Raw genomic sequence first — 13,273 nt, 5'->3', positions numbered from 1 at the left:
CTATCTCATCGAACATGTCCCGTGACCGCGAGCGCGGCGGCGCCGCCGCTCACCCGGCCGGGTCGCAGCCGAACGGCGGCAGCGTGGCCGCGGGCGTCTCGGCGCCGGCCTTGACCCGCTCGGCGGTCACGCGCGCCCCGCAGGCCCACGTCAGCGTCGGGCTGAAGCAGCGCACGCACGACACGTCGCGGACGATCGCGTCGACGCCCATGGCGACGTTGATGGCCCCCTCGCCGCCGGCGTTGCGCAGCGTCGCGTGCTCGATCAGGTTGCCGCGGGCCTTCTCGTACAGGCGGATCGCGTCCCACGTGCCGCGGCGGTCGGCGAGCCCGAAGATCTCGACCGGCTGTTCGGCCGTGCCCTCGATGCGCAGCGTCCCGCCGTCGAATTCGCCGACGCCGAGGGCGAAGCCGTCGTGCACGCGGATCTTCGCGCCGGGGCGGATCGTCAGGGTCGCCTCGCCGTCGACCGAGATCGGCCGCTTGAGCTCGATCGGCACCCCGAAGTCGTGCCAGACCGCGTCCTTGCCGATCTCCCCGCCCTCGATCTGCACCGTCGTCGCGGCGTCGAGCTTGTTGTCGGCCGCGATCATCCCGTACAGCTGCGGGCTCACGTCGAACGCCGGGTGCGAGCGCTCGAACGTGTTGCCGCGCAGCTCGCCGAGCCGCACGTTCGCGCCCTGCAGCGTCACCCCGCCGCTGTTGTCGCGGAACGTGCAGCCCTTGACCGTCAACCGCGCCTCGTTGTTGGCGTACAGCACCCCGCGGTCCGACCGCTGGCCGCCGTACTCGAACACCACGTTGCTGAAGCTCGCGGTCGCCGAGCGGTAGAGGTTGACCCCGCGCCACGCGTGTGACGTCTGCCGCGTCGCCGACGTGAGCACGATCGGCTCCCCGCCCGCGGCCTCGGCGATGAGCGCCGCCGGGTGGTCGTAGCCGACCGTGAAGTAGGCGTCGTCGTCGAACTTCAGGACCATCCCCGGGGCCAGCTCGAGCAGCGCCTCGTGCTTGTCGTCGGCGCCCTCGATCTCGATCACGCCCCCGATCACGAACGGCACCTTCGGCACGTCCCAGCGCGCGCGCTCGCGGATCATGCCGCCGAGCACGTGGATCACCGAGTCGGGCGGGAACGTGTTATCGGCCGCCACCGACCCGGCCGAGCGGGCCGGCAGCAGCAGCGCCGGCGAGCTGACGCGCTCGAGCCGGTTGCCTTTGAAGCTGCTGAGGTGGCCCTTCGACGTCACGTGGACCGCCACGTTCTGGCTGTCGCGCACCGTCGAGTTGTCGATCTTCACGTCCTCGGCCTGGACGTAGATCGCCCCGCGCAGGTCGGTGCCCGCGAACTCGAGCACGAGCCCGTGGATCTCCGAGCCGTCGGCGTGGTCGTACAGCGCGACCCCCTTCCACGCCCCCGGCCTGGCCTGCTCGCCCGCGGCCGTGAAGCGCACCGGCGCCTCGGGCGTGCCGCGCACCAGCAATTGCGCCGCCCGCTCGAACCCGACCGCCAGCTCGGCGCCGGGCATGAATTGCAGCGTGACCCCGGCCTCGATCGTCAGCGTCCCGTTCTCGATGCGGTAGCCCGGGTACACCGTCACCGTCTTGCACGTCGAATCGATCACGCGGTCGAGCTGCTCCGGCTCGTTCAGCGCTTCGGGACAGCTCGTGACCGAGGGCCGGCGCGGCGCGGGCGCAGGTGCCTGCACCCGGTCGGGCATGTTCGGGTTCGCCTCGGCCTTCTGCGGCTTCTCCTCGCCGGCCCCGCAAGCGAGCGCGGCGACCAGCCAGGCGAGCGCCGGCCCGCGCAGGCCGAGCCGGCGCATGGGCGCGACAGCGGACGCGACGGCGCGGGGACGCATCGGCCGAGCATGCCACGCGCGTGCGCGGCCCCGCAAGGCGCACGAACGGCGCCGCCGGCGGTGCTAAACTTCGGCCGTGGCCTCCCGCAAACCCGCGCCCGTCGTCACGGAACCGACCATCCGTGTGCGCCGGATCCACCGCCGCGACCTCAACAAGGTGTGGGAGTTCCTCAAGCGCGTGTTCCGCTCGGTCAACCGCGAGACCGTCGAGTACCAGCGCCCGCGCACCAAGACCCGCTTCCTCGAGATCTACGAGGAGGAGGGCATCGAGCAGCTGCTGTTCGAGATCCACGAGGGCGACGCCCCGGTGGTCGTCGGCTACGCCGAGTGCGCCTACGAGGTCATCGGCTCCGACAATTGGATCAACGAGCGCTACTTCGAGAGCCGTGACATGCGCCCGCTGTTCGTCGAGGAGATCGCCATCCACCCCGACTACCAGGGCCGCGGGATCGGCAGCTTCGTCATCGAGCAGCTCGAGCACCTCGCGCGCGTCCGCGGCTGCACCCACCTCGTCCTCGAGGTCGCCGCCAACAACAAGCGCGCGCTCCAGTTCTACCGCGCGCGCAGCTTCTCCCAGATCGACGCCGCCATCTTCCTGGCCAAGAAAGTCGTCAGCGAGCCCGAGCTGCTGCCGCCCCGCACCCTGCGCAGCAACGGCCTCGAGGCCCCCGCCGACCCGCCCGAGCGCGAGGAGGCGGCGGAATCCGGGGACATGTCCGAATCGACCGGATCCGAAGACCAGGGCCTCCAGGACATGCCCGAAGAGCCAGCCGGATCCGGGCCCGCCCCCGCGCACTCCGTCCGCTCGGCCCGCGCCCGCCGCCCGCGCCGCAAGAAGGGCTAGCGCCGCCCCGTTCGACCCCGGCACTTCGACAGCCCGCCCCGCAGGATCGCGCACGTGATGTCCGCGCCGGCAGCTCGTGCTCCGTGAGCCCCCCCGCGCTCCGCTGCGAATCCGCCGCGACCCGACGACGGCCGCCGGATCGGCTCCCGGCCATTTTCCGCGCGTCGCTGCGCCCGCGCCCGCCCTGCGAGCCGACTCGTGTTAGCGTCCGCCGCGTGACCGCTCCGGCCAGCGCCCCGCACATCGACGCTCGCGGCCTCGACGTGCGCTTCCCCGGCGGCGTCCAGGCCCTCCGCGGCCTCGACCTGCAGGTCCCCCGCGGCCAGCTCGTCGCCGTCATCGGCCCCTCGGGCTGCGGCAAGTCGACCCTCCTGCGCGTCGTCGCCGGCCTCGCGCCCGCCGGCGCCGGCACCATCGCCGTCGCCGGCGAGGCCCCCGAGCGGGTCCGGGCCCGCCGCGCGGTCGCCTTCGTGTTTCAGGATCCGACCCTCTTGCCGTGGCGCAGCGTCCACGCCAACGTGCGCCTCCCCCTCGAGCTCGCGCGCGTCCCCCGGAGCGAGCAGGACACCGCCGCCGACGCCGCCCTCGCGCTCGTCGGCCTGTCGGAGTTCGCCGCCGCCAGCCCGGCCGCGCTCTCGGGCGGCATGAAGATGCGCGCCTCGCTCGCCCGCGCGCTCGTCACCCGGCCCGAGCTGCTCCTCCTCGACGAGCCGTTCGGCGCCCTCGACGAGCTCACGCGCGAGCGCCTCAACGACGAGCTGCTGCAGCTGTGGGAGCGCGACCGCTTCACCGGCCTCGCCGTCACCCACAACGTCGGCGAGGCCGTCCTGCTCGGCGATCGCGTCGTCGTCCTGTCCGCCCGTCCCGGCCGCATCGTCGCCGACCTCCCGATCGACCTGCCGCGCCCGCGCCGGGCCGCCCTCGTCGGCACCCCCGAGTTCGCCGCCGCCGCCGCCGAGGTCCGCGCCCGCCTGCGCGCCGCCGACGTCGCCGCCTGACCGATCGACCCTGCCCTTTCCGACCTGCCCGATCGACCCTGCCTCGACCGACCTGCCCGATCGACCCTGTCCCCGGGCGCCTGTCCCTTCCATCCTCCCGCTCTTCGCCGCGCGCCCCTGGCCCGCGACGCCTGCCGCCCGCCCCTCGCTCCCTCCGCCTCCGCTCTCCCCGCTCGATCTCCCTGCCCCTTCGGCCCTCGCTCGCACTCCTTCCGCCCGGCACCTCCGCCCCTCCCGCTCGCCTCCCCGCATGTCCCTCGCTTCGGCCGCTCGAGCCGCCCTGCCGCCGCTCCTCGTCTTCCTCGCCTTCCTCGGCGCGTGGCACCTCGCCTGCGCCGTGCTCGCGCTGCCGGCCTACCTCGTGCCGCCGCCGGCCGAGGTCGCGCGCGAGGCCGTCGCCCACGCCGGCGAGCTGGCCGAGGCCGCGCTGCTCACCGCTCTGGGGGCACTCGGCGGCCTCGGTCTCAGCCTCGTCGTCGGCGGCCTCGTCGCCGTCCTCTTCTCGCAGTCGCAGGTGGCCGCGCGCAGCCTCTACCCCTACGCGATCTTCCTGCAGACCGTCCCGATCGTCGCCGTCGCCCCGCTGATCGTCGTGTGGTTCGGCACCGGCCTGCAGAGCGTCATCCTCACCGCCGCGATCCTCAGCGTCTTCCCGATCATCACCAACGGCACCACCGGCCTCGTGCGCGTCGACCCTCAGCTGCTCGAGCTGTTCGCCATGAGCGACGCCTCGCGCCTGCAGCTGCTGCTCAAGCTGCGCCTGCCCGGCTCGCTGCCCTACTTCGCCGCCGGCGCCAAGATCAGCGGCGGCCTCGCCGTCATCGGCGCGATCGTCGGCGAGTTCTTCGCCGGCTTCGGCGCCGACGACCTCGGCCTCGGCGCCGTCATCCTCCAGACCTCCGGCCGCCTGCAGACCGCCTACCTGTTCGCCGCCATCTTCGCCGCCACCCTGCTCGGCCTGGTCCTGTTCGGCGCCGTCGCCCTGCTCGGCGAGCTCGCCCTCCGCCGCTGGCGCGGCCGCGAGCAGACCCTCCACTGACCTGCCCGTACGAGCATGCCCTCGCGAACATGCCCCATCGAGCATGTTCGTGAGAGCATGTCTCCAATTTCCCCTCGCCGACGGCGCCGTGCTCCGCTCGACCCGCGCCGCGTCTCAGCGCCGGCGCGGCACCAGCCGGCCGACCGCGCGCACCGCCAGCGCCTCGAGCGGCGCTCCGCTGACGCGGTCGACCAGCGTCGGCTCGATCGCCCGGCCCGTCGTCGCGTCCTCGAGGCGGGTCGGCGGTGGGTCCTCGCGGGCCCAGCGGTCGCCCCACTGCATCAGCGTGATCACGACCGGGCGCAGGCCCCGGCCCTTCGCCGTCGGGGTGTACTCGTCGCGCGGCGGGTGCTCCTGGTAGCGGCGGCGCGCCAGGATCTCCGCGCGGCACAGGTGCTCCAGGCGGGCCGTCAACGTCGCCCGCGGGATCTGCAGGCGGGCCTGGAACGCCTCGAAGCGGGTCACCCCGAGCAGCGCGTCGCGCACGATCAGCAGCGTCCACGGGTCGCCGACGACGTCGAGCGCCCGCGCGATCGAGCACTCCATGCGGTCGAGTCGTTTGCGTCGCACGATCTGCCTCAGCCTCGCGCCGGACCTGTCCGAAGGGGCAGCGAGCACAGCGCCGTCGCCAGCCCGCCGACCACCATCACCCACCATACCCGATCGAAGCTCGCCAGGGCCGGCGGCCCGCTCGCCCCGGCCGTGAGCCCGATCGCCAGCGCCACCCCGAGCGTGCCGCCGAACTGGCGCAGCGCCTGGTGGACCGCGTTGCCCACGCCGAGGCGGTTCGGCGGCAGCGCCTGCCCGACCACGCTCGCCTGCTGCGGCAGGCACAGCGCCACCCCGGTCCCCGTCAGCAGCATCGACGGCAGGTAATCGCGCACGTAGTCGACCTCCGCGCCGAGCAGCCACAGCCGCCACAGCCCCCCGAGCGCGAACAGCAGCCCGCCCGTCACGAGCAGCGGGCGCTGACCGATCCGCGCCGCCAGCCGTCCGAACCGCGGCGCCAGCACGGCCACCAGCAGCGGCCCGGGCGCGACCCCGAAGCCCGCCGCGAGGATCGACCACCGCCACACCGAGGTGAGGAACAGGACGCTCGCCAGGAACATCGCCGTGAACGCCGCCCCGAACATCACCGCCGCCGCGTTGGCCCAGCGGAAGTTGCTCGACGCGAACAGCGACAGGTCGATCGTCGCCGCCCGCGTGCGGCCCTGATGGATCACGAACATCGCCAGCACCGCCGCCCCTGCGGCCAGCGATCCCAGCGTGTTCCTCGACGTCCAGCCCCACGCCTCGCCGAGCACCAGCGCCAGCGTCACCAGCACCGCGCCGATCACCAGCAGCAGCACCCCGAGCGGCGCCGGCATCACGCTGCCCGGGTCGCGCGACTCGCTGAGCCGGCGCCGCCCGAGCAGCAGCGTGAACACCCCGACCGGCAGGTTGATGACGAACACCCAGCGCCAGCCGAGCGCCTCGATGAGCGCCGCGCCGAGCGTCGGCCCGACCGCGCCCGCCACTGCCCCCGTCGCGCCCCACACCGCCAGCGCCACCGGCCAGCGCTCGCGCGGCGTCGCCCGCATCACCAGCGCCAGCGACGACGGCACCAGCGCCGCGCCGCCGGCCGCTTGCAGCACGCGCGCCGCCACCAGCGACCACGGCGTCGGCGCCGCGGCGCACAGCAGCGACGCCGCCGTGAACCCGAGCGAGCCGGCGAGGAACATCGCCCGGTGACCCCAGCGGTCGGCCAGCCTCCCGAACGGCACCAGCGCCGCCGCGAACACGATCGTGTACGCGTTCAGCACCCACGACAGCTCGGCCGCCGGCACCGTCGGGAACGTCGCCGTGATCGACGGGAACGCCACGAACAGCACCGTCGTGTCGAGGAACACCGCGAACACGGCCAGGCTCGCGACCAGCAGAGGCGACAGTCGAATCTCCATGCGTTCAATGATTGAACGTATGATTGTCCGCCCGCAAGCCGAAGCCGAGCGATTACGCTCACCGCGACGCAACCGAACTCACGTGCTCGCTTCTTGCTGATCTCATATGACAGACATAATCTGAAACCCATCCAGGAGCACACGATGCGGTACAGGACATTCGGTCGTCGCAGTGGTTTGCGCGTCTCTCAGCTCGCCCTCGGCACGGGCAACTTCGGCACCCGCTGGGGGCACGGCACCGAGCCGGCCGAGGCCCGGCGGATCTTCGACGCCTACGCCGAGGCGGGCGGCAATTTCATCGACACCGCCGACACCTATCAGGTCGGCCAGTCGGAGGAGCTGCTGGGCGAGTTCCTGGCGGCCGACCGCGACCGCTTCGTCGTCGCCAGCAAGTACACCCTCGGCACCACCGGCGGCCTGTCGCACACCGGCAACAGCCGCAAGGCGATGATCCAGTCGCTCGAGGCCAGCCTGCGCCGGCTCAAGACCGACCGGCTCGAGCTCTACTGGGTCCACTTCCCCGACGACGTCACCCCGATCGACGAGATCGTGCGCGGCCTCGACGACCTCGCGCGCGCCGGCAAGATCCTGTACGGCGGCCTGTCGAACTTCCCCGCCTGGCGGGTCGCGCGGGCCGACGCGATCGCCGAGCTGCGCGGCTGGACCCCGCTCGCCGGCATCCAGATCGAGCACAGCCTGGTCGAGCGCACCGGCGAGCGCGAGCTGTTGCCGATGGCCGAGGCGCTCGGCCTCGGCGCCGCGCTGTGGTCTCCGCTCGGCGGCGGCTTCCTCACCGGCAAGTACCGCACCAGCGACGAAGGTCGGCTCACCGGCCTCGGCATGCTCGTCCACACCGAGAAGACCGCGCGCGAGACCGCCATCCTCGACGCCGTCGTCGCCGTCGCCGCCGAGGCGGGCGTCGCCCCGATCCAGATCGCCCTCGCGTGGTCGCTGGCCCGCGGCGCCGCCTCGACCACCGCCCTCGTCCCGATCCTCGGCCCGCGCACCCGCGAGCACCTCGACGCCGCCCTCGCCGCGCTCGAGCTCACCCTCTCGCCGGCCCAGCTGGCCCGCCTCGACGAGGCCAGCGCGATCTCCCTCGGCACCCCGCACGACCAGGTCGTGAGCAGCCGGGCGCGGATCGCCGGCGGCCAGCTCGAGCGGCTCGACAGGCCGGTGATCCCCGTCGCCTGATTCGCCCCCGCCGTGCTCGCCCGCAGCGACCCGCCTCACATGCGCATCGGAACATGTCCATTCCGACATGTCCCGGCATACCTTCGCGGATCGGCCGCCGCGGCGCAGCCCGCTGGTGTGTCCGCGGCGCTCCGTTGTACGCTCCCGGCATGCGCGCCCCGCCCCGATCCTTCCTGCCGCGCGAGCGCATCGGCGCCCTCGTCCACCTCGTCGTCGCCTGCCTCCTGCTCGTCGCCTGCGCGCGCGAGCAAGATCCGGCCAAGGTGCGGATCGCCCTCAACTGGTTCCCCGAGGTCGAGCACGGCGGCTACTTCGCCGCGCTCGTGCACGGCTACTACAAGGAGGAGGGCCTCGACGTCGAGCTCGTGTCCGGCCGGCCCGAGGCTCCGGTATTGCCGCAGGTCGCAGCCGGCCGCGTCGACTTCGGCGTCGCCGACGGCTCCGAGATCCTGCTCGCGCGCGCTCAGGGGGCCCCGGTCGTGGCCCTCGTCGCCGGCCTGCAGAGGAGCCCGCGCTGCATCATGGTCCACGAGGCCTCGGGCATCACCGACCTCGCCGACCTCAAGAGCGGCAGCTTGCACATGAGCGTGCGCGAGCCGTGCGCCACCTTCCTGCGCGCCCGCTACCAGTGGCCCGAGACGCTGCAGATCGTCCCCTACAGCGGCAGCGTCGCCCCCTTCCTGCTCGACCCGCGGGCCGCCCAGCAGGCCTACGTCTTCAGCGAGCCGATCATCGCCGAGGCCCAGGGCGCCAAGGTCCGCTGCATCCTCCTCGCCGACCTCGGCTTCAACCCGTACGCCAGCGTCCTCGTCACCTCCGAGTCGCTGCTCGCCTCCAGGCCCGAGCTCGCCGCCCGCGTCGCCGCCGCGACCGTACGCGGCTGGGAGCAGTACCTGCGCGACCCGAGCGCCACCAACGCCGAGATCCGCGCCCGCAACACCGAGCTCAGCCCCGAGGTCCTGGCGAAGGGCGCCACCGCCCTCGCCCCGCTGGCCGCCCCCGAGGGCACCAAGCCCGGCGCCATGGACCCTGCGCGCTGGAAGGCCCTCGCCGACCAACTCGTCGAGCTCGGCCTCCTCGGCCCCGACGCCGTCGATCCGGCCGCCGCCTACCGGCTCGACCTCGTCAAGCCGAGCGAGTAGCGCGCCGCTCCTTACACATGACCCGAGGGCCATGCCACAAACGACATGCTCTTTTATGCATGTCTCTTGCGACATGTCCACCGCACCACTTCATTCGCTCGCGCCGCTCTCGTCCTGCTGCACCGCTGTCACTCTGCCACTGCGGTAGCCGCGTCGCCGCGGCACGCCCTCGCTCCTGGCCTCGTCTCCGGCAGGCACCGGTCCGCCGCCCTGTCGCCGCGCGACTTCGCCGACCCGCGCGCGTTCACGACACCCCTTCACATCGGCCCCCGTTCGGACGCCGAGACGCAGCGCCTGGTCGAGGAGCTCGCGCGAGCGACACGCCGACTCGCCCGCGCTCGGGGTGGTCGACAGGGATGGCCCGGCCACGCGACCTGGCCTTTCCGCCAGCCTCGGCGCGCGGCCTGCGGAGTTGACGCCTCACACGGCCCCGGTCACATTCAGCCGACGCCGCCCTCCGCCCGTTCCTCTCCGTCGTGCCGGTAATCGCCCTTCTCCTGCTCGTGGCGGTCGGACCTGCCGCGCCGCCGATCGACCTGACCTGGCAGGTCCCGGCCGGCTGCCCCGACCAGGCCGCCGTCCTGGAGATGGTGAACGGACTGCTGCGCCGGCCGCCCACCGACGCCGAGCCCGAGCGGGCCGTCGCCCGCGCCGGCGTCACCCGCGAGGGCCCCCGATGGGAGCTGCGGCTCGAGCTGCAGACCACGCGCGGGGAATTCCGCCGCACCGTCCAGGCCGAGAGCTGCCAGGTCCTCGCGCGCGCGACCGCCCTGGTGCTCGCCGTCCACCTCGACCCGCTGGCCGTCAGCCGCGGCCTCGACCCGCCGGCCGCCGTCGTCCCCCCGCCCGAGCCGCCGCCCCTGCCCCCCGCGCCGCCCGACCTGGCCGATCGGACAGCCACCGCCCGGCCCGGCCCGGCCGCACCCGACCTGTCCGAACGGCCAGCCGCGGAGCCTCCGCTCGACCTGTCCCCGGGGACAGCCACGGCCCCGCTCCTCCAGCCGCTCGGCCCCCTGCCGCCGGCCGCCGCGGCGCCGCCGCCTGTCAATATGGCCGAAGAGACAGCCGAGTTCGTCGCCCTGCGCCCGCGCGAGCCGCCGGGCGACGCCCCTGTGCCCCCGCTGGTCGCCCACGTGCGCGTCGACGGCGGCTTCGACTACGGCGTCCTGCCCGGGTTCGGCGGCCACGCCGGCCTGTTCGCCGGCGTCACGCTCCCGCGCGTGCGCCTGGAGGCCGGCCTCATCGGCGTCCCGCTGCGGATCTTGCCGGCCCAGGACAACGTCGCCGGCGGCCGCTTCGACCGCCTCGTCGGCGCCCTGCGGATCTGCCCGCTCCTGCGCCCGCGCCCGGCCGTCCTGCTCGCCCTGTGCGTCGGCGGCGAGGCCGGCGCGATCCAGGGCGTCGGCCTGCAGGTCGCCGTCCCGAACCCGCGGTGGGCCCCCTGGCTCGGCCTCTTCCTCGGCCCGGCCGTGCGCTGGCAGCTCTCCGGCCCGGTCGGCCTGTGGTTCGGCGTCGACGGCGTCCTCGCCCTCGGCCGCCCGATCTTCACCGTCGGCGCCGACCAGGAGGTGTTCCAGAGCGGCCGCGCGGGCGTGCGCGCGACTTTCGGCGTGGACCTGCAATTCGGCCCACGGAACCGCTGACCCGCGGAGACAGACCCGATCGTGCAGCTCCCTCCGCCCGGCTCCCTCGACTTCGCCGCCGTCTATCGGACCCACTACGGGTTCGTCTGGCGCACCGTGCGGTCGCTCGGCGTCGATCCGGCCCGGGTCGACGACGCCGTCCAGGACGCCTTCCTGGTCGTCTACCGCCGCCTCCCCGAGTTCGCCGGTCGGGCCGCGCTGCGCACCTGGCTGTTCGAGATCGCGCGCCGGATCGCCAGCCGCTACCGCCGCAGCGCCGCCCGCGAGGCGCCCCGCAGCTGCCCGCTGTCCGACGTCGAGGTCGCCGCGGCGCCCGCCGAGATGCCCATCGAGCAGGCCGAGGCCGCGGCGATCCTCCAGAGCTTCCTCGACGGCCTCGACCGCGACCAGGCCGTCGTCTTCGTCATGACCGAGCTCGAGCAGTGGCAGGCCCCCGAGATCGCCGCCGAGCTGGGCGTCAACCTCAACACCGTCTACTCGCGCCTGCGGGCCGCTCGCCGCGAGCTCGACCGCATGGTCCGCCGCCTCGATGCCCGCGACAGCCGCCATCGGCCCCGCCGCGGCGCCCAGGTGCTCGCCGCGCTGGTCGTCACCAGCCCGCCGTGGCCCGCGCCGTGGCGCCTCGGCCCGCCGCGCGACCCGACTGTCCTTGCAGACATGTCCCTGTACACATGGTCGATCGAACCCGTCGCTAGCACGATCGGCGCCGTCGCCGGCAGCAACGCCGTGGCCGGCCTCTCGCTGGTCGGCCTCGGCCTGGCGACGGTGTTGGTGGCCGGCCGCGCCGCGCCGCCGCCCGAGCCCGCGCCGCCCGTCGTCGACGCTGCCGCCCACGAGCCCACGCCCGCGGTCACCCCGGCGCCGATCGTCATCGCCGACGCGTCCGTGTCTCCAGCCGCTCCCGCGCCCGCAACCGCGCCGCCGCCGCGACGCCACGCCCCGCGCCCCGCCGCCGACGAGCCCTCGCTGGCCGCCGAGCTCGCGCTCGTCGAGTCGATCCGCGCCGCTCTCCTCGCCGAGGACGATCGCGCCGCGCTCGAGCTGGCCGCGCGTCACCAGCAGCGCTTCCCCGCCGGCGTGTTCGCGCAGGAGGCCGCCGCCGCCGGCATCGAGGCGCGCTGCCGGCTCGGCCAGCACGCCCGCGCCCGCCGCGACGCCGACGCCTTCGTCGCCCGCTGGCCGACCTCCGCCCTCGCCGTCCGGGTCGACGCGCTCTGCCGGGAGTGAGCCGAGATCGGCGAACGGAACCCGGACCCGCGCGGCACTCACTCGCTGAAGGTCCCCATGCGCACCCCATCGCTCCTCGCCCTCGTCTGTCTCGTCGCGCTGCTCCCGGCGTGCAACCTCGACATCAAGCAGTGCATCGGCGACTGCCTCGCGATCGGCGACGGCGGGCCCGGCGGCGGGGGCCTCGGCGGCGAGATCGGCTCGTGCGAGATCGTCGACAACCTCTTCGAGCCCACCACGTGTCACGACGGCGTCTCCCAGCCCGGCGAGCTCTGCTTCGTCGGCACGCTCGGCGTCGACCCTCCGTCGCCGATCACGTCCAGCATCGTCCTCCCGCTCGACGACAGGTTCGGCGTCGACATGCTGATCACCCAGGCGAACGACTCGGTCACCCCGCAGCTGTTCAACGTGGGGAATTTCTTCACCTCGCAGGCGTGGCCCGATCCCCTCGCCACCACGCCGGTGCTGCACGCCGCCGGCGACTTCGACGAGGACGGCGCCGTCGACGTCGTCGCCACCACCCGGACCCTCACCGAGGGCCGGCTGATCCGCGCCTTGCTGCTCGACGGCGCCGGCGGCCTCGCCGAGGTCCGGCTGGTCAAGAACGTGGAGAGCGTGGTCACCCTCGACGCCGCCGACTGGAACGGCGACGGCCACCTCGACATCGTCGCCGTCACCCCTCCCGCGCCCGGCGTCGACAACCTGTTCGTGTTCCTCGGCGACGGCACCGGCGAGTTCACCGAGACCGTCGGTCCCGTCATTGCCCGGCCGGTTCCCACCCACGTGCTCGCAGCGCTCGACGCCGACGGCCGGTCCGACGACTTCGTGTTCACCGACGACGCCGGCGGCCGGATCGTGCGCCACGCCGGCGGCCAGCAGATCGTCACCGCCCCCGGCATGCCGGCCGAGCTGTGGTTCCACGAGTTCGCCGTCGCCGATCTCGACGGCGACGGCCTCGGCGACCTCGTCGGCGTCGCCACCAACACCGAGTTCGAGAGCAGCGAGGCGGCCGTGTTCCTCCAGCGGGACAGCGGCGAGTTCATCGACCCCGTGCGCTACCCCGTCCACTGCGACGCCCGCCTCCTCGCCCTCGCCGACCTCGACGGCGACGGCCGGCTCGACATCATCACCACCGGCACGAACGCCTTCAGCACCTTCCGCCGCGGCGACGGCGCCGGCGGCTTCGCGGCCGTCCGCAGCATCTCGTTCGGCGGGCTGCAGGAGGGCGACTCCTTCTTCGTCGCCGACTTCAAGGCCGACGGCACCGGCGACCTCGCCGGCACCAGCATCGCCACCGGGGGACTGCTCTTCTCGGCCAGCGTGGACTGACCGTGAGGGCATGTCCATCGAGGCATGCCCATTCGGACATGGCCAAACAACCATATTTCCGA

11 protein-coding genes are annotated in these 13,273 nt (G+C 73.8%); 8 read left to right on the top strand and 3 right to left on the bottom strand.

Annotated features, from left to right (window positions below; translation table 11 throughout):
* Positions 1-49 precede the first annotated feature (49 nt).
* The gene (locus K7C98_RS19990) at positions 50-1,819 is read right to left on the bottom strand and encodes a right-handed parallel beta-helix repeat-containing protein (protein ID WP_224193291.1); all 1,770 of its coding nucleotides are present in this window, start codon (positions 1,817-1,819) and stop codon (positions 50-52) included.
* Positions 1,820-1,931: 112 nt separating this feature from the next.
* Between K7C98_RS19990 and K7C98_RS19985 the strand changes: the two genes are divergently transcribed.
* The 3 genes from K7C98_RS19985 to K7C98_RS19975 all read left to right on the top strand — a co-directional run bounded on the left by K7C98_RS19985 (position 1,932) and on the right by K7C98_RS19975 (position 4,736).
* The gene (locus K7C98_RS19985) at positions 1,932-2,699 is read left to right on the top strand and encodes a GNAT family N-acetyltransferase (RefSeq protein ID WP_224193290.1); all 768 of its coding nucleotides are present in this window, start codon (positions 1,932-1,934) and stop codon (positions 2,697-2,699) included.
* 215 nt (positions 2,700-2,914) lie between these two features.
* Positions 2,915-3,697, top strand: coding sequence for an ABC transporter ATP-binding protein (locus tag K7C98_RS19980; protein WP_224193289.1), 783 nt, complete (start codon positions 2,915-2,917; stop codon positions 3,695-3,697).
* 250 nt (positions 3,698-3,947) lie between these two features.
* Positions 3,948-4,736, top strand: a complete 789-nt coding sequence (locus tag K7C98_RS19975; RefSeq protein WP_224193288.1) for an ABC transporter permease — start codon at positions 3,948-3,950, stop codon at positions 4,734-4,736.
* Between the two features lie 114 nt (positions 4,737-4,850).
* On the opposite strand, the gene K7C98_RS19970 is transcribed toward K7C98_RS19975, so the two are convergent.
* Both K7C98_RS19970 and K7C98_RS19965 read right to left on the bottom strand, forming a co-directional pair.
* Entirely contained in the window at positions 4,851-5,306 is a 456-nt protein-coding gene (locus K7C98_RS19970; protein WP_224193287.1) for a winged helix-turn-helix transcriptional regulator, read from the bottom strand.
* An 8-nt stretch (positions 5,307-5,314) separates the two neighbouring features.
* On the bottom strand, positions 5,315-6,676 hold the full coding sequence (locus tag K7C98_RS19965) for an MFS transporter (RefSeq protein WP_224193286.1): 1,362 nt from the start codon (positions 6,674-6,676) through the stop codon (positions 5,315-5,317).
* Between the two features lie 144 nt (positions 6,677-6,820).
* On the opposite strand from K7C98_RS19965, the gene K7C98_RS19960 reads away from it, so the two are divergent.
* The 5 genes from K7C98_RS19960 to K7C98_RS19940 all read left to right on the top strand — a co-directional run bounded on the left by K7C98_RS19960 (position 6,821) and on the right by K7C98_RS19940 (position 13,211).
* Positions 6,821-7,870 (top strand): aldo/keto reductase, encoded by a 1,050-nt coding sequence (locus K7C98_RS19960; RefSeq protein ID WP_224193285.1) that lies wholly within the window; start codon positions 6,821-6,823, stop codon positions 7,868-7,870.
* Between the two features lie 149 nt (positions 7,871-8,019).
* Positions 8,020-9,012, top strand: a complete 993-nt coding sequence (locus tag K7C98_RS19955) for an ABC transporter substrate-binding protein (RefSeq protein ID WP_224193284.1) — start codon at positions 8,020-8,022, stop codon at positions 9,010-9,012.
* A gap of 476 nt (positions 9,013-9,488) precedes the next feature.
* Entirely contained in the window at positions 9,489-10,655 is a 1,167-nt protein-coding gene (locus K7C98_RS19950) for a hypothetical protein (RefSeq protein ID WP_224193283.1), read from the top strand.
* A gap of 21 nt (positions 10,656-10,676) precedes the next feature.
* On the top strand, positions 10,677-11,882 hold the full coding sequence (locus K7C98_RS19945; RefSeq protein ID WP_224193282.1) for a sigma-70 family RNA polymerase sigma factor: 1,206 nt from the start codon (positions 10,677-10,679) through the stop codon (positions 11,880-11,882).
* Positions 11,883-11,939: 57 nt separating this feature from the next.
* Positions 11,940-13,211 carry an FG-GAP repeat domain-containing protein gene (locus K7C98_RS19940; protein WP_224193281.1) on the top strand — a complete coding sequence of 424 codons (1,272 nt, stop codon included), beginning with the start codon at positions 11,940-11,942 and terminating at the stop codon, positions 13,209-13,211.
* Positions 13,212-13,273 lie beyond the last annotated feature (62 nt).

It is taken from the genome of Nannocystis pusilla (genome assembly GCF_020073745.1).
Classification (GTDB): domain Bacteria; phylum Myxococcota_A; class Polyangia; order Nannocystales; family Nannocystaceae; genus Nannocystis; species Nannocystis radixulma.
This window is presented reverse-complemented; position numbering and strand designations above follow the sequence as displayed.